Consider the following 19,834-nt stretch of genomic DNA (forward strand, 5'->3'; position numbering starts at 1 on the left):
AGGGAGAACGAATGTCAGAAATCAAGATTGGGGAAAACGAATCATTAGATAATGCTTTAAAAAGATTCAAAAGACAATGCGCTAGATCTGGCGTATTGGCAGAAGTTAGAAAAAGAGAGCATTATGAAAAACCAAGTGTAAGACGTAAGAAGAAATCTGAGGCTGCAAGAAGAAAGAATACAAGATATAAATAAGAGGTGAAACATAATGTCCCTAAAAATTAGATTAATGGATGATATGAAAAATTCCATGAAGAACAGGGATAAACTTAGAAAAGATGTTCTCACAATGGTAAGAGCAGCTATTAAACAAATAGAAGTTGATGAAAGAGTAGAGCTTGATGATGAGTCTATCATTGATGTTATCTCAAAACAGGTTAAGCAGAAAAAAGATGCTATTGAAGACTTTAAAAGAGGCCAAAGGCAGGATTTAGTGGAATTGACAGAAAAAGAAATCGATATATTATTAGAATACTTACCCAAACAATTGACTGAGTCAGAATTAGATGAAATAGTTAAAGCAGCCATTGACGAAACAGGAGCTAACTCCCTTAGAGATATGGGTAAAATAATGTCAAATGTAATGCCTAAAATAAAAGGTAGAGCAGATGGCAGTATGGTAAATAACATAGTAAAACAATATTTTAAATAGATGAAAACCTGAACACAAAAGTGTTCAGGTTTTCTTTTTATTAGATTCTTAGGATTTACCATATTCTTAAGGTTGTTAAGCGTATAAAGAAATGTTATAATTTTTTAAATAATTCGAAAAATAGGGGGACAGGCTATGATGAGGAAGGTATTTTTAAATTTAATATTGCTTATTATATTGTTTAATCTTCCCCCTATTTACCGTGATACTTATTCTCAACCTAAAACTATACTAAGAGTAATAAAAAAAAATGATGATTTTTTTATTAGAGTATTAACCCCCTTAAATATAAAGGAAATTAAGGTTGAAATCCTATCTGTTCAGGGTGCTAATAAAGCTATTATTTATAGAGAATACTTTGCTATAAGAGAATATTTTGGAAAAAAATACAATGAATTTGTTATTTCAAGTAAAAAAAACAACATAGCTGATTCAGATGTTATAAAGGTTACAGCTAATATGAAGGTTGTAGATGAAAAGCAAATTTCAGAAATTCCTTATGATATAATTAAAATTAAGGATGATAAGGAAACTAGTCAAATAAGAGTAATGACTTATAACATACATCGAGGAAGAAATAAAATAGGCAACAGCAACATTAAAGATATAGAGGATTTTGTACGGCACTATAATCCTGACATTGTAGGATTTCAGGAAGTTGACAAAAATGTTCTAAGAACTAATTTTGAAGATCAACTCAAATTGATTGCTGATAATCTTTCTATGTACTATTATTTTGGCTCTAACAAAAGCTTTTTAAAGGGAGAGTATGGGAATGGAATATTGAGCAAATATCCCATAGAAAACCCTGAGAATATTATTATGCAAGGTGGAGAGCCTAGGGGATTGCTGAAAACAACAATTTCAATAAATAAAGATAAGAAAATGACTGTTATGGTAACTCATTTAGGATTAGATAATGAGGATAGACAAAAACAATTTAATACTATATTAGATTATATAAGTATTTATGAAGACAATTTAATACTTATTGGAGATTTTAACGTAACTGACTTAGATAGAAATATTATTAGGATCCAGCATCAGTTTAATGATCTAGGAAGTAAAATAATGTATAGACACATGAATACATTAAATACCTTTAAGAATAAGAGCAGGGTAGATTATGTGTTCACAAATAAATCCATGAGAGTAAAGGAGTATAAAGTGGAAAAGGTTGAGTATTCTGATCATTTCCCAGTTATTGTAGATATTGAATATTAAACAGATAGTAAAGTATGCTTACATGCATACTTTTTTGTGTTAAAGGTTTTACACTAGGTTAAGAATACAAATATTAATAAATGCATAGATTTATATATGGAGGAGGATGATGTTGAAAAGAAAAATAAACGAGCTAAAATCCAATGTTTCCGAAATACTTGAACTACCTAAGGATATAACTCTAGACTTGCCTAAAATAACAATGATAGGAAATATACAGCTATATATTGAAAATCATAAAGGAATTATTGAATATGGAAGCACTAGAATTAGAATAAATACTAATGGCGGAATTATTAGAATAATTGGGAAAAAAATGATAATAAAGACTATAATTACTGAAGAAATTATTATTTATGGAGAAATAGAAGCCGTAGAATTTGCACAATAGGAGGGGATTCATTGTTAATTATTCGCATATGGAATTATTTCCGTGGATATGTTATTATAAAAATTGAGGGACTTACTCTTGAAAAGTTCATTAATCTTGCAATAGCTAAGAATATTCTATTGTGGGACATAACAAGAATAGATTATACTACTTTAAAAGCGAAAGTAAGTATACCAGGCTTTAAAGCTTTAAAAGATGTAGTGCAAAAAGTGGGCTGTAGGGTAAGTATTATCGAAAAAAAAGGCTATCCTTTTTTTATTAGTAAATTTAAATATAGAAAAATGCTTGGTATAGGCTTAGTATTATCAATTATAGTAGTTATTTTTTTTACTTCTTTTATATGGTCAATTGAAATCGTTGGAAATGAGAGAATAAAAGACGATGAAATAACAAAGATTTTATTATCAATGAAAATAAAAGAAGGTGCAAGAAAGAGTGTAGTAGCCAAGTCAGAAATCAGTAATATGCTGCTGTTAAAAATACAAGACCTATCATATGCAAGCGTTGAAATACATGGTACTAGAATGATGGTAGAGGTTAGAGAAAGAAATCTAGGACCGGAGGAAATAAAGGAAGATATACCCTGCAATATTATTGCTTCTAAAAAAGCAGTTATAGAAAAAATAATAGTAAAAAGGGGAAAAGCCATAGTTAGAGAAGGAGAGGTTGTAAAAGAAGGTGATGTTTTAATATCAGGGACTATAAATGATGAGAGGATGGAATCACCTCTTTTAGTCCATTCAGAGGGTAGTGTTATAGCCAAAACTTGGTATAAAGAAATAATAGAAGAGCCAATAATAAAATCAATAAACGAGGAAACAGGCAAAACATTTATTACAAGAGAGATAAAAATTGGAGACAAAATAATAGGATTAATGAGTGGAGAAATACCTTTTAAAAATTACATAGAAGAGAAAAAAGTTAAAGAAATTGGGGATTTAGGTATAATAAAGCTTCCTTTATCTGTTACACAGCATGTTTTTAAGGAAGTTAAAGTTATAAATATAAAGCAAGATATAGATGCTTTAAAAAAGACAATAGCTGTGAGAGGAACACAACAATTAATGAAAAAGTTGTCTAAAGAATCAAGTGTGATCTCAAAGGACGTAAGGTATAGTATAGAAGATAATATATTAATTACAGAAGTCATTATTGAAGTTAATGAGGATATTGGAATTAAAGAAAGAATAACTACTTTAGAAAATCAGGAGGACTAATATTGGAAAGAGAGATACAGGAGAGAAGAGTAGATATATCTAATAGTAATTATATTTCAGAGCTCTTCGGGAAATTTGACGAAAATATAAAATTAATTGAGAAGGAATTCAACGTAGATATTGTTTCAAGAGAGGGAGAAATTAAAATTATAGGTGAAGAGCCTTATATTTCTCTTACAGAAAAGCTAATAAATAGTCTTACTGAAATAATTATGAAACAAGGAAGGCTAACTAAACAAGAAATAATATATACAATAGGGCTTCTTTTAGAAGGCCAGGAAGATACTTTAAAAGAGCTATTGAATCAAACACTTTGTATTACTGCTTCTGGGAAATCTATTAAACCTAAAACCATTGGCCAAAAATTGTATGTAAACTCTATTAAGACAAACGATATAGTATTTGGTATAGGCCCTGCTGGTACAGGAAAAACCTATTTAGCAATGGCAATGGCAATAACAGCATTTAAAAATAAGGAAGTAAATAGAATAATTCTAACTAGACCTGCTGTAGAAGCCGGTGAAAGTCTTGGATTTCTACCTGGAGACTTGCAAGAAAAGGTAGATCCATATCTAAGACCACTTTACGATGCTTTGTATGATATATTAGGGCCAGAAACCTATTCTAAATACATGGAAAGAGGGCTTATAGAAGTTGCACCTTTAGCTTATATGAGAGGTAGAACATTAGATTCTTCATTTGTTATATTAGATGAAGCACAAAACACTACCAATGAGCAAATGAAAATGTTTCTTACAAGATTGGGTTTTGGCTCAAAAGCCATAATAACAGGAGATATAACTCAAATTGACTTGCCCAAAGGTCGAAGCTCTGGTCTAAAGCAGGTAGCAGATATACTAAAAGATATAAAAGGAATAGAATTTGTATACCTAACTAAGAAGGACGTTGTAAGGCATCAGCTTGTGCAAAGGATAATTGAAGCTTATGATATATTTGAGAATAAAGCTGATACCCAAAATTAATTAGATTTAGGGAGGGAAACCTATGGTTTCTTCTAAAAAAAATACGGACAAGCCATCACAAAATAAAATATTAGCATTTTTTAAAAAAAATCTAATAAAGCAAATATTTATTATGATTTTAACTACTATAGTCTTATACTTTATTATTGGAGATAGCATGGCCCCTGAAAGAATTTCAATCAAAATAGGAGACTTTGCTCCAGATGATATAAGGGCCACAAAAGAAATAGTAGATGAAAAAACTACTGAAAAGCTTAGACAAGAAGCTATGAAGAGAGTTGAACCAAGACATAGGATTGATACATTTGTACAAGTAATGATAAAAAATGATATAAATAAATTTTTTAGTCATTTAAAGGAAATAAAAAATGTAGAAGAGGGGACTTATGCTGATAAAATAGAAATACTTTCACAAGTATCGAATTTAAGCCTAAGCTCTGAAGACTATAGAATAGCTCTTACTATGGGGGATGAAGACATCTCCACCTTGGAAAACAACATATACGATATAATAAGTCAAGTTATGAATATAGGAATAAAAGAAGAGGAACTGGAGTATGAAAAACAGAATATAACAAGAAATTTTGAAGAGCTAGAGCATCTACCTGCTAATGCAAAAATTTTAGGCATAAGTATTATTAATAAGGTGCTTAAACCTAACAGATTTTTAGATGTGGAGACTACTTTAGAAAAAAGGAAAGAAGCAGCTGACCAAATTGAGCCTGTAATAATAAAAGAAGGACAGATTATTGTTGAAAAGAAACAATTAGTAGATGATAGGATTTATTCACTAGTTAAAAAGACAGGGCTATTAAAAGAAATAGAGGGACCTGATTATAAGCTTATTGCGGGAACCATTATAATAATTCTACTGTTAGAAGGCATAATAATAACCTATTTATTCTTATTTGATAAAAAGGTTTTTTATGATACAAAACTATTACTAGTATTGGCAATTATTATTTTATCAACAATTGCCATATCTAAAGGGATTCATAGAATATCTGGCTATTTAATGCCGATTTCATTTGCAACTATGCTCATATCTATTTTAATCAATCCTAAGCTAGCAATATTGGTAAATGTAGTTATTTCTGTTCTAATTAGTGCAGTAACAGGAAATGATATAAACATAATGAGCATCCTTATTATAGGAGGTACAGTAGGAGCTTTCGCAATAACTAATACTTATCAGAGATATAATATACTTTTAACTGGATTATTAGTGAGTTTGGTTAATATATTTATAATAACATCCTTTGGATTACTAAACGGTACGGAATTTAGAGATATTTTGTTTACATGTGTTTATGGTGCAATAAACGGTCTATTTAGTTCAGTGCTTACTATAGGCTCTTTACCTTTATGGGAAAGTTTATTTGGTATACTAACCCCATTAAAGCTACTAGAATTATCTAATCCTAATCAACCATTACTTAAGAGATTATTATTAGAAACACCCGGCACTTACCACCACAGCATAATGGTTGGGAACCTAAGCGAGGCTGCTGCTGAAGCAGTTGAAGGTAACCCATTAATAGCTAGAGTTGGGGCTTACTATCATGATGTAGGCAAGTTAAAAAGACCTTTCTTTTTTAAAGAAAATCAGTTTAATGGAGAAAATCCCCATGATAAAATTAATCCTAGCTTAAGCACACTAATTATTACAAATCATACAAAGGATGGAGAAGAACTGGCTCAAAAGCACAAACTCCCTACTACTATAAAAGATATTATTAAGCAGCATCATGGTGAAACATTAGTGGCTTATTTTTATCACAAAGCATTAAGTGGTGAAAATGGAAACAACATAAAAGCAGAAAACTTTAGATATAATGGACCAAAACCCCAAACTAAAGAGGCTGCCATTGTTATGCTAGCTGATTCGGTAGAAGCAGCATCTAGGGCTATGCCTGATCCTACGAAAGGTAAAATTGAAGGATTAGTGAGACAAATATTAAAAGATAAGCTAAATGATGGACAGCTTGATGAGTGTGGTTTAACATTAAAGGATTTAAATACTATAGCCAACTCCTTTGTAAAGGTTTTGTTAGGAATTTTTCATGAAAGAATTGAATACCCAAGATTAGATTTAGCTGAGCTGAAGGGAGATAAATAAATGGAGATAATAATTGATAATGTGCAGGATAAGTATCAAATAGATGAATCTATTAATGACCTGATTGAAAAAGTTATATTGGAATGTTTAATACTAGAGAATAAAGGGACAGATTATGAAATAAGCGTATCCTTTGTGGATGATGAAAATATTAGAGAGCTTAATCGAGATTATAGAGGTGTAGATAGAGCTACAGATGTCCTATCCTTTCCTCTTGATGAAGACGAATTTCAAATTCCAGAGGATAATATTCTTCTTGGTGATATAGTAATTTCAGTAGAGACAGCGAAAAGACAATCTGAAGAATATGGTCATTCTTTAGAAAGAGAGATTGCATATCTTACAGCACACAGTATGTTCCATTTGTTTGGATATGACCATATGGACGAGAAAGATAAGAAAATCATGAGAGACAAGGAAAAAAATGTTATGAAGTCACTTGGTATTTTCAAAAAATAATTTTAATATTAGGTGCTACTATGAAAGTAAGAAAATTAATCCATAGCTTCAAATATGCAATATCTGGGATAATATATACATTAAAAACTCAAAGGAATATGAGAATACATTGTATTGTTGCTGTGTTAATATTAATTATAAGTTTACTGCTCAAATTTAATAGATTTGAATTATTAATATTATGTTTTTCTATTTCTTTAGTAATTGTTACTGAAATGATTAATACAGCAATAGAAAAGTCAATAGATATATACACAAAGGAATATCATCCTTTGGCCGAAACAGCTAAAAATGTAGCTGCAGGTGCTGTGCTAATTTCTGCAATCAATGCTGTAATTGTAGCATATTTGCTTTTTTTTGATAGGATAACACAATATATCTTTTAGCTTTAAGCATTGAGTATGATATTTAACATCATAAATATAAACATACAATAGGGGGCATCCATATGCATAAAAAAACGCACATAAAAATAGTTTTAATTTTATTATTAATTTCAATGTTTATAACAGCCTGTAGCAAAAAAGATAATGATGCAAGCAACATAGATGTAAGTATAGGAGAAGAAAATAGCATAGATAAAGAAACGAACAATACAAATGAAGAGGAGAACGAGGAGGAAGAAAAAATAGAAGTAATATCGTCCGATGGAGTACCTTCACCTTTAAGCGGATTATATGTGGAAAAAGAACGATTAGAAAGAAGACCAGTAGCTGTAATGTTTGATAATGACCCTAAAGCTAGATGGCAGGCGGGACTTAGTCAAGCAGAAATAGTCTATGAATTTTTAGTTGAAGCACCTTATACTAGATACATGGGTATATTTTTAATAAATGAACCTGAGATTATTGGGCCTGTAAGAAGTGCCAGACCTTATTTTATAGCTACATTATTAGAATATGATCCCTTATATGTAAGGGTCGGGGGTAGCGAAGAAGCAAAAGCGGATGTAAAGAAATATAAGGTAGCAGATATAGACGGACTCTATAGTGGAGCATTTTGGAGAGATACAAAAAAAGGGAAAAAAGCACCAAACAATTTGTATACAAGCATGGAAGGCATTAGAAAAGAGCAGGACAGGCTTAAGTATGAAGAAATTGGAGATTATAAAAGCTTTTCTTTCTATGATAAAGACACAGATATAGAAGGTATAACAGCAAAAGACGTACTTATTAAATATTATTCTAAAAACATTACAAAATATGAATATGATAGTGAAAGTAAAGTATACAAAAGATATAAGGACGGAAAGCTACATGTAGATGAAATTGATGAAAGTCCTATTATTGCAAAAAACATAATAATACAAGAAGCAAACACCAAAGTTATTGACGAACTGGGAAGATTAGAAATAAAAGTAATAGGAGAAGGTAAGGGTAAATATATTACTAATGGGAAATGTATAAATATAACGTGGAAGAAAAAATCTTTAGAAGATAAAACAACTTATTATAACGAAGATGGTGATGAAATTAAATTTAATCCAGGAATTACATGGATACAGTTGACTAAGCCAAACCCTGATATAGAAATCAATTAATGAGGTGATCATATGGATATTAAAAGTTTAATTGAAAAAGCAATCGAGGCTAGAGAGAGAGCTTATGTGCCTTACTCAAACTTTAAAGTAGGAGCAGCATTGCTTTCAAAGAATGGCAATGTTTATACAGGATGTAATATTGAATCTGCTTCTTATACCCCTACAATCTGTGCAGAGAGAACTGCAATATCTAAAGCAGTTTCAGAAGGTGATAGAGAGATAGAAGCCATAGCAGTCATTGGTGAAATTGATAACTATACATATCCCTGTGGAGTTTGCAGACAAGTAATTAGAGAATTTGGTAAAGACGCAACATTAATAATAGCAAAAAACAAAGATGAATATAAAACATATAAACTGAAAGATTTGCTGCCACATAGCTTTGGACCAGAAGATCTTCAAAAAAATGAGGAGTGAAATACATGAAATATAGATCAGGCTTTGTAACAATTATAGGGAGACCAAATGTAGGAAAGTCTACATTACTAAATCATATTTTAGGTGAAAAAATGGCAATTGTTTCTGACAAGCCACAAACTACTAGAAATAAAATACAATGCATATATACAGAAAATGATTTTCAAATAATTTTTATTGATACTCCAGGTATTCACAAGCCTAAGAATAAGCTAGGTGAATACATGGTAAATGTTTCAAAGGATACTCTTAATGAAGTTGATGTAATATTATGGCTAGTAGATGAGAGTCTTGAAATGGGACCTGGAGATAAATTTATACTTGAAGAATTAAAAAATATTAAAACAGATAAAATATTAGTAATCAACAAAACTGATAAACTGAAATCCGATGATATTGAAATAATTAAGAATAATTATAGGGAGTTAGATATATTTAAAGATATTATACCTATATCAGCTATAACAGGAAAAGGTATAGATTCTTTGATTAAAGCAATATTAAACCTACTTCCTGAAGGGCCGCAGTACTTTCCAGCTGATATGATTACTGACCAGCCTGAAAGACAAATAGTGTCTGAAATCATTAGAGAAAAAGCACTTAACTATCTTGATGAGGAAATTCCACATGGAATTGCTGTAGGAATAGAATCTCTAAGAAAGAGGGAAAATCAAGACATAATAGATGTTCAAGCCACTATATATTGTGAACGAGAATCACATAAAGGAATAATAATTGGGAAAAATGGCAGAAAGCTTAAAGGTATAGGGAAAAGTGCTAGGCAAGATATAGAAGCCCTATTAGGAAGTCAAATATATCTTGAACTTTGGGTAAAGGTAGAAAAAAATTGGAGAGAAAAGGAGAAACTCCTAAAACAATTTGGATATAGATAAACAAAACACATTTTGTTCATTTTAACTTTAATAACACAATTTGTATAGAATTAAAATACTACATAGCAGTAAACTAATATATACATTAACTAATTAAGGAGGTTAAAGTATGTTAATGAATGAAATGTGGCAAATATTTGAAACAACAGGCAATATAAATGCATATTTGTGTTACAGAGATTACAGTATTTTATTTAATAAAAATAGTGAAGAAATATGCTCTGTTACTAAGGATGAGAAAAGAGCGTGATAAGAGTTAAAACCTGAGGTGACTAAATGTTATTTAAGACAGAGGGATTAGTGCTAAGGCAGACAAAATATGATGAATGGGATAAAATACTAACTATATTCACTAGAAACAACGGAAAGGTTCAGGCTATTGCAAAGGGTGCAAGGAGACCGAAAGGAAGCTTAGTAGCGTCAACACAAGTTTTTAGCCATAGTGATTTTTTACTATATCAAGGAAGAAGCCTATATCATGTAAACCAAGCTGATATCATTAACTCCTTTTTCTCACTTAGAGATGATTTATATAAACTAGCCTATGGAACATATATTATTGAATTGGTAGATGCTGCATCTATAGAGGGCGTAGAAAACACAAAGCTTTTTGATCTCTCCATTAAGACTCTTAAGGTTCTTTCAGGATTAGATAAGGATTATAAAAAGCTACTTGCTGCATTTGAACTAAAATATATTACCTTCATTGGCTATAGACCACAAATTAGCCGTTGTGTATTGTGTAATGGAGAGTTGGGTAATATAATAAAATTCAGCTCTCAGCAGGGAGGAGCAATATGTCAAAGCTGTTTTCAGGATGGTATTGGAGGAGCTACAGTAAGCAAGGATATACTGATTAAAATGAAAGAATTGCTTTTTGTTCACTTAGATAAAATCAATGATTTAAAAATGTCTATAAAGGATATAGATATTATTGAAAAATTAATTTCAAATTATATTATGAATCATATAGAAAAAAATAATTTTAAGTCTTTAGAATTTTTAAAAACTCTTGAATAAAGAAGGGAGGATTCAAAATGGATATTACATTAGAAAAAATTGACAAAATCAGAGAAAGAACTGGTGTTAGCTATAAAGAAGCTAAGGAAGCTCTTGAAAGAAATAATGGGGATGTACTAGAGGCACTAATAGATCTAGAAGAAAATAAAAACTCTTGGAGCGATAATTTATCTAATAAGGGAGAAGCTGTAATAGAGAACCTAAAGGAAGTTTTGAGAAAGGGCAATGTTACAAAAATAGTGGTTAAAAAAGACGAAGATACTATCTTAAACCTACCAGTTACTGCAGGTGCCATAGGAGCTTTAATAGCGTTACCTGCAACCGCAATAGGTCTTGCGGCAGCAATAGTTTCTAAATGCACTATTGAGATTACCAAAGAAGATGGCGAAATAATTAATATTAGCGAGAAAGCTGAAAAAACAGTAGATAAAGTTAGAAAAGGTTTCAAAAAAGAAGATAAGTTTAGTTCGTATAGAAAAGATAGTTCAGATGAAGAAGAATCAGAAGAGTAGTATTGACAATATTCAATATGTTTGCTAAATTATGAGTTGTAAATAGAAATAAATGTTGCAATGACAAAGGGGTTAGTTGAGAACAATTATTAAAGAGAGTTGGATATGGTGGGAGCCAATATAATTGCTTAACTGATGGAGCTTTCGAGCAATATCTAATAAGTGGATATCTATACATAGATATCAAGTAGGGTGGAACCGCGGAAGTAACCTTTCGTCCCTATAGGGATAAGGTTACTTTTTTATTTTAATATATCAAGGAGGAAGCCGTTATGGAAACAAAAAAAACTATGGATAAAATAGTATCCCTTGCTAAATCTAGAGGATTTATATTCCCGGGCTCTGAAATATATGGTGGTCTTGCAAACACATGGGACTATGGTCCTTTAGGAGTAGAGCTAAAGAACAATGTAAAGAAGGCTTGGTGGAAAAAATTTATTCAAGAATCGACTTATAATGTAGGTCTTGATTCTGCAATTCTTATGAATCCTCAAGTGTGGGTTGCTTCAGGACATGTTGGAGGATTTAATGATCCGCTAATGGATTGTAAAAAATGTAAAGCTAGATTCAGAGCAGATAAGCTAATAGAAGAATTTATTATTAAATCTGGCAAAGAACAGATTAATGTAGATGGCTGGTCTAATGATATGATGGAGAACTACATAAAAGATAATGAAATAAAATGTCCAGAATGTGGTGCTTTTGACTATACATCTATAAGACAATTTAACCTTATGTTTAAGACTTTTCAAGGTGTAACTGAGGATTCACAGTCTGAAATATTCTTAAGACCAGAGACAGCACAAGGTATATTTGTTAACTTTAAGAACGTTGCTAGAACCTCGAGAAAAAAAATACCTTTTGGTATAGGGCAAATAGGTAAATCTTTTAGAAACGAAATAACACCAGGAAACTTCATATTTAGAACAAGAGAGTTTGAACAAATGGAGCTTGAGTTCTTTTGCAAGCCTGGAGAAGATTTAAAGTGGTTTAATTACTGGAGAGAGTTTTGTAAAAATTGGTTAACTAGCTTAAATATGAGTGATGAAAATATTCGACTTAGAGATCATGAAAAGGAAGAGCTCTCTCACTATAGTAATGCTACAACAGATATAGAATATTTATTTCCATTTGGCTGGGGAGAATTATGGGGTATTGCCGATAGAACAGATTTTGACTTAAAGCAGCATATCAGTGTTTCAGGTCAAGATTTAAGCTATCAAGATCCTGTAACAAATGAAAAATATATCCCATATTGTATAGAACCTTCTGTAGGAGTTGATAGGGTTACTTTAGCATTTTTGGTTGATGCATATAATGAGGAAAAGCTAGAAGATGGAAGCGATAGGATAGTCTTAAATCTACATCCAGCATTATCTCCATTTAAAGCTGCAATACTTCCTTTAACTAAAAAATTAAGTGAGCCTACGCTTCAAATCTATAATAAGCTTTTAAAGAAATACATGGTTGATTATGATGAAGCCGGCAGTATAGGTAAGAGATATAGAAGACATGATGAAATAGGCACACCAATCTGTATTACTTTTGATTATGATTCAATTGAAGATGGCTGTGTTACTATAAGAGATAGAGATACAATGGAACAACAAAGAGTGAAAATAGATGATTTAGAAAGAATAATAGGTGAAAAATTAGAATTTTAATAACAATATAGTTATAATAATAAGGAAGTCAAAATAAAAAAGACTTCCTTTTATTATAGCTTGTGTAACAGTTTATTTGTAACTATAGATTTATTTTACAAGTTTTGATAAAATAACTTTAGAATATTACCTAAAAGGTTAAAGAGGTGATCGATATACAGCTTTCAGAACGACAAGAAAAGATAATAGATATAGTAAAAGCTAATCAGCCAATAACTAGTGAAGAAATAGCAAAAAGATTAAGCTTTACAAGAGCAACCATAAGGCCAGATTTAGCTATATTGACTATGTCAGGAATACTAGATGCAAGACCTAAGGTAGGATATTTTTATAGTGGAAGGGAAGCCATGAGTTTTTTTACTAACCAGATAAACTCAATGAAGGTTTCAGATATTAAGTCTCTTCCAATAGTAGTTGATGAACAAACAACCTTATATGATGCGATAGTTACATTGTTTCTAGAAGATGTAGGTTCAATTTACGTTACATCAGAGGGATTTTTAACAGGAGTAGTTTCTAGAAAGGATTTTTTAAAAAATTCAATTGGTGGTGTAGATTTAAACAAAATACCCGTAGGGGTTATTATGACTCGTATGCCTAATATAGTGACTATTACTCCGGAAGATAGTATCATAGATGCAGCTGTAAAAATTATGGAACACCAAGTTGATAGTTTGCCAGTAATTGAAGAAACTGTAATAAATAACAAACATGGATATAAGGTAATAGGAAAAATTTCAAAAACTAATATAGTTAGAGTTTTTGTAGATCTATGTAAAAATAATTAGGGGGGGTTAATATGCACAATAATACGATAATATATATATTATCGGATTCTATAGGAGAAACAGGTGAACAAGTTGCAAAAGCAGCAATAAGTCAATTTAATTCAGGAAAATATGAAACAAGAAGATTTCCATTCATAACTGATGAGGAACAGATAAAAGAAATACTCACAGAAGCAAGAAATGAAAAATGCATTATAGTATTTACTATGGTAATAGACAGGCTTAAAGATTATATATTAGAAAAAGCTAAAGAGTATAATATACAGGCTGTTGATCTTATGACTCCAGTATTAGATGCTATTAAAAATCTCGTTGGCTTAGAGCCAAAGAGAGAAGCAGGTACAATAAGAAAGCTAGATGAACAGTATTTTAGAAGAGTAGAAGCCATAGAGTTTGCAGTAAAATATGATGATGGAAAAGACACAAGAGGAATAAAAAAAGCGGATATTGTGCTAGTGGGTATTTCAAGAACTTCAAAAACACCTCTTAGCATGTACTTAGCACATAAAAATTTAAAAGTTGCTAATGTCCCTCTAGTTCCGGAAGTACCACCACCAGATGAACTGTTTGAATTAGATTCAAGAAAAATAATTGGATTAACAGCAAATCCAACTAAGTTAAATGAAATAAGACAGGAAAGACTGAAAGCATTAGGGCTAAGTAATAGTGCAAATTATGCAAGTTTGGATAGGATAATAAGTGAATTAGAGTATTCAGATAAGATTATGAAAAAACTAGGTTGTCCTGTAATAGATGTATCTACTAAGGCAGTTGAAGAAACAGCAGGAATAATACTAGAAATGAAAAAACTATCGAATGATATATAAATCAAGTTGAGTATTGTATTTTAATGCAGTACTCTTTTTAATTGGATAAGTGGAGAACATAAAAGCTAAATAAATATTAATATAAAAATATAGTTACAATAAAGGATTATATATAATTTTGTGGTATATATATAATAAAAATAATTATATTGGAAAGAATCAAAATAATTTCTATTTTGAGAAGGTGCATATTTATGAATATCAGATTAAAAACTGAAGAAATGGAGAGTATTACCCTATCCAAGTATGCAACTTTAAGCAAAAACTCTAAGGGAAGAGTGAGAGAAGAGCAAAAATGTGATATTAGAACTGATTTTCAAAGAGATAGAGATAGAATAATTCATTCAAAAGCTTTTAGAAGACTTAAGCATAAGACACAAGTTTTTCTTGCCCCTGAAGGAGACCATTATAGAACTAGATTGACACATACACTTGAAGTAGCACAAATATCAAGAACTATAGCTAGAGCACTGGGCTTAAATGAAGATCTAACCGAAGCTATAGCTCTAGGACATGATCTAGGCCACACGCCATTTGGACATACTGGAGAAAAGGTATTAGATGAAATACACAAAAAAGGGTTTAAACATAATGAACAAAGCTTAAAAGTTGTAGATTTACTCCAAAGCTCTGGAGGGACAAAAGGATTAAACCTTACCCATGAAGTTAGAGACGGAATATTAAATCATACAGGGGACACAATTCCCATTACATTAGAAGGACAAATAATTAGATATGCTGATAGAATCGCATATATTAACCATGATATAGATGATTCTATTAGGGGAAACATTATTACAGAGAGTATGCTACCAAAGGAGTGTGTAAGAGTATTAGGGCTTAAATCAAGGGAGAGAATAAACACTATGATAAATGATATAGTCATAAATAGTTATGAAAAAAATCATATTATAATGAGCGAAGAAATAAAATATTATACAGACAAGCTGAGAAAATTTATGTTTAAAAATGTTTATTTAAATGCAAAAGCAAAAAGTGAAGAAGAAAAGGCACAAAGAATAGTTAAGCAACTATACGAATACTATATGGAAAATTTTAACCAACTACCTAAAGAGCATAAAGACTTTTACACAGATCTTATATATGACGAAGAAGATATTATTTGTGATTATATTGCTGGAATGACTGATAGGTATGTTATAAACATATATAAAGAAATATTTATACCTAAATCTTGGGATAAATATTAAAAAGAAGGATATAAAAAAAATATGTCGAATATAGTTCAAGATATTTTTGATTAAAATTAGATTACAAAATAAATACACTTAAATATTTAAGAAGGAAAATGAAAATTTATGACGAATAGTAAAACAAAGGTGATATAAATGCCTTATATTTTTAATGAAGATAATATAAGAGAAATCAGAGAAAGTAATGACATAGTAGATATCATATCACAGCACATAGCTTTAAAGCGTACAGGCTCAAACTTTGTTGGTTTATGTCCATTTCATAATGAAAAAACACCATCTTTTTCTGTATCGCCTTCAAAACAAATGTACCATTGCTTTGGGTGTGGTGCGGGTGGAGATGTAATAGCTTTTATTATGGAATATTCGAAACTGGACTTTGTTGAAGCATTGAAGCTATTAGCAGAGAGAGCAAATATAGTATTAGATGAAAAGGGGACAAATGTAAACACAAAAAAAGAAAAAGAAAAAAACATGTTATATAGTTTAAACAAAGAAGCTGCAAGATACTACTTCAATAACTTAACAAAGGATAAAACAGCTTTAAAATATTTATATGATAGAGGTATACAAGATAAAACAATAAGAACATATGGATTAGGTTATTCAAATAATAGCTGGGATGATATATATACCTTTTTAAAGAGCAAAGGCTATAGTGAGATTGACATTGAAAAAGCAGGTCTAATAATAAAGCATAGGGATGGGAATAGATACTACGATAGATTCAGAGGAAGAGTAATGTTTCCAATCATTGATGTTAGAGGGAGAATAATTGGATTTGGGGGGAGAGTAGTACGAGACGGGCAACCAAAATATTTAAATTCTCCAGATACAACTGTTTTTTCAAAAGGATATAATCTTTATGGGCTTAACATTGCAAAAAAATATAGCAGGGATAAAATACTATTAGTAGAAGGATATATGGATGTTATTTCTCTTTATCAATATGGAATAAATTATTGCGTCGCATCTTTAGGAACTGCTTTAACCTTAAATCAGTCTAAGCTTCTTAAAAGATATAGTAATGATATATATATATGCTATGATTCTGACAATGCAGGACTAAGTGCAGCAGACAGAGCTTTGGATGTTTTAAGAGAAGAAAACATAAATGCTAAAGTTATTCTCCTTCCAACTGGAAAAGATCCAGATGACTTTATTAAAGAAAATGGAAGAGAAAGATTTGAAAATTTATTTAAAGATTCCTATAATTACTTGGACTTCAAAATTAATTTTTACAGAAAAAAATATGATCTTAATACTGTAGAAGGAAAGGTTAGTTTTACTACAGATATATCCAGTATGCTTAAGAATATTAAAAGCCCCATTGAATTAGATGCATATGTAAAAAAAGTGTCGCAAGAAACTAATATTTCTGTAGATGCAATTAAAGAAGAAATAAATCATAATAGGGATTCATATGTCAATTCCGTTATAAAGGACAAGTATATTAATGTTAATTATAGGAATAATAATAAATACAATATTTTGCCTGTAAAATACAATTTAGAATCAGGGCATTTAATGGCAGAAAAAAAACTACTTTATTTTATTATAAATGATAAAAATATATATAATCATATAAAAGATAGATTTAGACCAGAAGATTTTTTAAATCATGTATACAGAAGAGCCGCAGATATTACCTATGAATTATATAACAGTGGAGAAAAAATAAATTCTGAAAAGATAGCTATTCATTTTGAAGGAGAGGAACTAGAAAAGTTAAAAGAAGTGTTTAATCTAAAGCTAGACTTTGACGAAGAGGAAAAGTTCAAGGCAGTAGAAGATTATATAAAAAAAATATACTATTATGAGCTGAAAATTAAAAAAAATGACATAAAGGAACAAATAGCCGAAATCCAGAATAATAAAGCAAGGATTAAAGGAGATGTTGAGAAATTAATAAAACAGTTATGTATGGAAATAATCGAGATAGACAAAGAACTGAAGCTACAGCAGTAGTCTTTGCTGAAAGGAGGGGACTGAAATGAGTAATTTTGATAAGGCAAAAGAACCAAATGTAAATATTGTAAAAGGCTTAATAGAAAAGGGAAAAAAGCAAGGTATGCTCTCGTATAAAGAAATCATGGATACCCTTGAAGAATTAGACCTTGATACTGATCAAATAGATGAGGTATATCAAAACCTTGAAGACATGGGAATAGATATAGTAGGTGACAAGGAAGAAGATATTTTACTTGATAAAAGTATAGAAGAAGAAGATGAAGAAATAGATGCGGAAAAAGAAGATCTATCACCTCCAAAAGGGATAAGTGTAGATGATCCAGTTAGAATGTATTTAAAGGAGATAGGGAAAGTTCCTCTGTTAGATGCAGAAGAAGAAACAGAGTTAGCAAAACGAATGGAGTTAGGCGATGAGGAAGCTAAGAGAAGACTTGCAGAAGCTAACCTGCGTTTAGTAGTAAGTATAGCAAAGAGATATGTAGGTAGAGGAATGCAGTTTCTAGATCTTATTCAAGAAGGAAATCTAGGATTGATTAAGGCTGTAGAGAAATTTGACTACAGAAAAGGATTTAAATTCAGTACCTATGCAACATGGTGGATTAGGCAAGCTATAACTAGAGCAATAGCAGATCAAGCTAGAACTATTAGAATACCAGTACACATGGTAGAGACTATAAACAAGCTTATAAGAGTATCAAGACAGCTATTACAGGATTTAGGAAGGGAACCAACCCCTGAAGAAATAGCTAAAGAAATGAGTTTAGATGAAGAAAAAGTAAGAGAAATATTAAAAATTGCTCAGGAACCTGTTTCTCTCGAAACTCCTATTGGAGAAGAAGAAGATAGTCATTTAGGAGATTTTATACCAGATGATGATGCTCAATCACCTGCTGAGGCTGCTACATTTACGCTATTAAAGGAGCAATTAATGGAAGTACTAGACACTCTTACACCTAGAGAACAGAAGGTCTTAAGATTAAGGTTTGGACTTGATGATGGTAGAGCCAGAACTCTTGAAGAAGTAGGAAAAGAATTTGATGTAACAAGAGAAAGAATTAGACAAATAGAAGCAAAGGCTCTAAGAAAACTAAGACATCCTAGCAGAAGCAAAAAGCTTAAAGATTTCTTAGAATAAGCATTAACATAAATCATATAATAAAGATTCGCTAAAGCGAATCTTTAATTATGACATAAGAATTGAGCTAGAGAGGTGTTGAAATAATGGATACCATTTTATTTGATTTAGATGGAACCCTTCTTCCTCTTGATATGGATGAATTCATATTAAAATATTTTAAAAAGCTGTGCAATAAATTTGCAGATATTTTTGAACCAGACATGTTACAGGAAGCAATATGGTCATCTACAAGCTACATGATTAGTAATATAGAAAAAGAAAAAACAAATATGGATTGCTTTTTTGAAGATTTTCAAAAAAAGGTAGACAGAAGTTTAGATGAATTATTCCCAATTTTTGATGAATTTTATCAAAAGGATTTTGTTGATTTAGAGCATATTGTAAATCCAAATCCTATAGTAAAGGAAATTATTCAAATGCTAAAAGATAAAGGTTATAATTTAGTCATTGCTACAAATCCACTATTCCCAAAGGAAGCTATATACCACAGAATCCAATGGGCAGGTCTTGAAGCTAGTGATTTTGGACTAATAACAACCTATGAAAATATGCATTTCTGCAAACCTAATATACAATACTACGAAGAAATATTAGAAAAGACAAATAGAACCTCAGACAAAGTAATGATGGTTGGCAATGATGTGCAAGAAGATATGGTATCTTCACTAATTGGAATTAAAACATTTTTAGTCGAGGACTGTTTAATTGATAGAGAAGCACCATCATATAAAGTTGATTATAAAGGAAGCATGCAGGATTTTTATGATTTTGTTAAAAAGCTTCCTAGATTATAATATTTTCATAAG

General features: G+C 30.7%; 22 protein-coding genes. All 22 read left to right on the plus strand.

Features of this window, described 5'->3' with window-relative positions; translation table 11 throughout:
- Positions 1-11 precede the first annotated feature (11 nt).
- Complete coding sequence (gene rpsU / locus BLV37_RS10530) at positions 12-194, plus strand: 30S ribosomal protein S21 (protein WP_091731084.1); 183 nt, start codon at positions 12-14, stop codon at positions 192-194.
- Positions 195-207: 13 nt separating this feature from the next.
- On the plus strand, positions 208-651 hold the full coding sequence (locus BLV37_RS10535; protein WP_091731086.1) for a GatB/YqeY domain-containing protein: 444 nt from the start codon (positions 208-210) through the stop codon (positions 649-651).
- A gap of 135 nt (positions 652-786) precedes the next feature.
- Positions 787-1,875, plus strand: a complete 1,089-nt coding sequence (locus tag BLV37_RS10540) for an endonuclease/exonuclease/phosphatase family protein (protein WP_091731089.1) — start codon at positions 787-789, stop codon at positions 1,873-1,875.
- Positions 1,876-1,987: 112 nt separating this feature from the next.
- Complete coding sequence (yqfC, locus tag BLV37_RS10545) at positions 1,988-2,266, plus strand: sporulation protein YqfC (protein ID WP_244270525.1); 279 nt, start codon at positions 1,988-1,990, stop codon at positions 2,264-2,266.
- Between the two features lie 11 nt (positions 2,267-2,277).
- Positions 2,278-3,483, plus strand: coding sequence for a sporulation protein YqfD (gene yqfD, locus BLV37_RS10550; protein ID WP_091731094.1), 1,206 nt, complete (start codon positions 2,278-2,280; stop codon positions 3,481-3,483).
- 2 nt (positions 3,484-3,485) lie between these two features.
- Positions 3,486-4,466 (plus strand): PhoH family protein, encoded by a 981-nt coding sequence (locus BLV37_RS10555; protein ID WP_176967957.1) that lies wholly within the window; start codon positions 3,486-3,488, stop codon positions 4,464-4,466.
- A gap of 22 nt (positions 4,467-4,488) precedes the next feature.
- Positions 4,489-6,585, plus strand: coding sequence for an HD family phosphohydrolase (locus BLV37_RS10560; protein ID WP_091731096.1), 2,097 nt, complete (start codon positions 4,489-4,491; stop codon positions 6,583-6,585).
- Positions 6,586-7,044, plus strand: coding sequence for an rRNA maturation RNase YbeY (gene ybeY / locus BLV37_RS10565; protein WP_091731099.1), 459 nt, complete (start codon positions 6,586-6,588; stop codon positions 7,042-7,044). It abuts the gene before it with no gap.
- Positions 7,045-7,064: 20 nt separating this feature from the next.
- The gene (locus BLV37_RS10570) at positions 7,065-7,430 is read left to right on the plus strand and encodes a diacylglycerol kinase (RefSeq protein WP_091731101.1); all 366 of its coding nucleotides are present in this window, start codon (positions 7,065-7,067) and stop codon (positions 7,428-7,430) included.
- Between the two features lie 62 nt (positions 7,431-7,492).
- Positions 7,493-8,584, plus strand: coding sequence for a DUF3048 domain-containing protein (locus BLV37_RS10575; RefSeq protein ID WP_208975252.1), 1,092 nt, complete (start codon positions 7,493-7,495; stop codon positions 8,582-8,584).
- Positions 8,585-8,596: 12 nt separating this feature from the next.
- Positions 8,597-9,001 (plus strand): cytidine deaminase, encoded by a 405-nt coding sequence (locus BLV37_RS10580; RefSeq protein ID WP_091731104.1) that lies wholly within the window; start codon positions 8,597-8,599, stop codon positions 8,999-9,001.
- Positions 9,002-9,006: 5 nt separating this feature from the next.
- Entirely contained in the window at positions 9,007-9,894 is an 888-nt protein-coding gene (gene era / locus BLV37_RS10585) for a GTPase Era (protein WP_091731106.1), read from the plus strand.
- A 109-nt stretch (positions 9,895-10,003) separates the two neighbouring features.
- On the plus strand, positions 10,004-10,144 hold the full coding sequence (locus BLV37_RS14835) for a YqzL family protein (RefSeq protein WP_143031507.1): 141 nt from the start codon (positions 10,004-10,006) through the stop codon (positions 10,142-10,144).
- 26 nt (positions 10,145-10,170) lie between these two features.
- Complete coding sequence (recO, locus tag BLV37_RS10590; protein ID WP_091731108.1) at positions 10,171-10,914, plus strand: DNA repair protein RecO; 744 nt, start codon at positions 10,171-10,173, stop codon at positions 10,912-10,914.
- Positions 10,915-10,931: 17 nt separating this feature from the next.
- Positions 10,932-11,426 (plus strand): DUF4342 domain-containing protein, encoded by a 495-nt coding sequence (locus BLV37_RS10595; protein WP_091731110.1) that lies wholly within the window; start codon positions 10,932-10,934, stop codon positions 11,424-11,426.
- 272 nt (positions 11,427-11,698) lie between these two features.
- Positions 11,699-13,090: a glycine--tRNA ligase gene (locus BLV37_RS10600; protein WP_091731113.1), complete on the plus strand. Its 1,392-nt coding sequence runs from the start codon at positions 11,699-11,701 to the stop codon at positions 13,088-13,090.
- 155 nt (positions 13,091-13,245) lie between these two features.
- The gene (gene ccpN / locus BLV37_RS10605; RefSeq protein WP_425287124.1) at positions 13,246-13,878 is read left to right on the plus strand and encodes a transcriptional regulator CcpN; all 633 of its coding nucleotides are present in this window, start codon (positions 13,246-13,248) and stop codon (positions 13,876-13,878) included.
- Positions 13,879-13,889: 11 nt separating this feature from the next.
- Positions 13,890-14,705 (plus strand): pyruvate, water dikinase regulatory protein, encoded by an 816-nt coding sequence (locus BLV37_RS10610; RefSeq protein WP_091731119.1) that lies wholly within the window; start codon positions 13,890-13,892, stop codon positions 14,703-14,705.
- Between the two features lie 194 nt (positions 14,706-14,899).
- A complete protein-coding gene (locus BLV37_RS10615) occupies positions 14,900-15,916 on the plus strand; it encodes a deoxyguanosinetriphosphate triphosphohydrolase (RefSeq protein WP_091731122.1) in 1,017 nt (338 codons plus the stop codon).
- Between the two features lie 138 nt (positions 15,917-16,054).
- Entirely contained in the window at positions 16,055-17,887 is a 1,833-nt protein-coding gene (gene dnaG / locus BLV37_RS10620) for a DNA primase (protein ID WP_091731125.1), read from the plus strand.
- Positions 17,888-17,912: 25 nt separating this feature from the next.
- Positions 17,913-19,025 (plus strand): RNA polymerase sigma factor RpoD, encoded by a 1,113-nt coding sequence (gene rpoD / locus BLV37_RS10625; protein ID WP_091731127.1) that lies wholly within the window; start codon positions 17,913-17,915, stop codon positions 19,023-19,025.
- A gap of 86 nt (positions 19,026-19,111) precedes the next feature.
- Positions 19,112-19,822 carry an HAD family hydrolase gene (locus BLV37_RS10630; protein WP_244270526.1) on the plus strand — a complete coding sequence of 237 codons (711 nt, stop codon included), beginning with the start codon at positions 19,112-19,114 and terminating at the stop codon, positions 19,820-19,822.
- Positions 19,823-19,834: the final 12 nt, after the last annotated feature.

Source organism: Proteiniborus ethanoligenes (assembly GCF_900107485.1).
GTDB classification, from domain to species: domain Bacteria; phylum Bacillota; class Clostridia; order Tissierellales; family Proteiniboraceae; genus Proteiniborus; species Proteiniborus ethanoligenes.

Excerpts from the sequence above, each read along its gene's own strand:
- rpsU (WP_091731084.1), top strand. The coding sequence starts at position 12 with ATGTCAGAAATCAAGATTGGGGAAAACGAATCATTAGATAATGCTTTA.
- BLV37_RS10535 (WP_091731086.1), top strand. The coding sequence starts at position 208 with ATGTCCCTAAAAATTAGATTAATGGATGATATGAAAAATTCCATGAAG.
- BLV37_RS10540 (WP_091731089.1), top strand. The coding sequence starts at position 787 with ATGATGAGGAAGGTATTTTTAAATTTAATATTGCTTATTATATTGTTT.
- BLV37_RS10560 (WP_091731096.1), top strand. The coding sequence starts at position 4,489 with ATGGTTTCTTCTAAAAAAAATACGGACAAGCCATCACAAAATAAAATA.
- ybeY (WP_091731099.1), top strand. The coding sequence starts at position 6,586 with ATGGAGATAATAATTGATAATGTGCAGGATAAGTATCAAATAGATGAA.
- BLV37_RS10570 (WP_091731101.1), top strand. The coding sequence starts at position 7,065 with ATGAAAGTAAGAAAATTAATCCATAGCTTCAAATATGCAATATCTGGG.
- BLV37_RS10575 (WP_208975252.1), top strand. The coding sequence starts at position 7,493 with ATGCATAAAAAAACGCACATAAAAATAGTTTTAATTTTATTATTAATT.
- BLV37_RS10580 (WP_091731104.1), top strand. The coding sequence starts at position 8,597 with ATGGATATTAAAAGTTTAATTGAAAAAGCAATCGAGGCTAGAGAGAGA.
- era (WP_091731106.1), top strand. The coding sequence starts at position 9,007 with ATGAAATATAGATCAGGCTTTGTAACAATTATAGGGAGACCAAATGTA.
- BLV37_RS14835 (WP_143031507.1), top strand. The coding sequence starts at position 10,004 with ATGTTAATGAATGAAATGTGGCAAATATTTGAAACAACAGGCAATATA.
- recO (WP_091731108.1), top strand. The coding sequence starts at position 10,171 with ATGTTATTTAAGACAGAGGGATTAGTGCTAAGGCAGACAAAATATGAT.
- BLV37_RS10595 (WP_091731110.1), top strand. The coding sequence starts at position 10,932 with ATGGATATTACATTAGAAAAAATTGACAAAATCAGAGAAAGAACTGGT.
- BLV37_RS10600 (WP_091731113.1), top strand. The coding sequence starts at position 11,699 with ATGGAAACAAAAAAAACTATGGATAAAATAGTATCCCTTGCTAAATCT.
- BLV37_RS10610 (WP_091731119.1), top strand. The coding sequence starts at position 13,890 with ATGCACAATAATACGATAATATATATATTATCGGATTCTATAGGAGAA.
- BLV37_RS10615 (WP_091731122.1), top strand. The coding sequence starts at position 14,900 with ATGAATATCAGATTAAAAACTGAAGAAATGGAGAGTATTACCCTATCC.
- dnaG (WP_091731125.1), top strand. The coding sequence starts at position 16,055 with ATGCCTTATATTTTTAATGAAGATAATATAAGAGAAATCAGAGAAAGT.
- rpoD (WP_091731127.1), top strand. The coding sequence starts at position 17,913 with ATGAGTAATTTTGATAAGGCAAAAGAACCAAATGTAAATATTGTAAAA.
- BLV37_RS10630 (WP_244270526.1), top strand. The coding sequence starts at position 19,112 with ATGGATACCATTTTATTTGATTTAGATGGAACCCTTCTTCCTCTTGAT.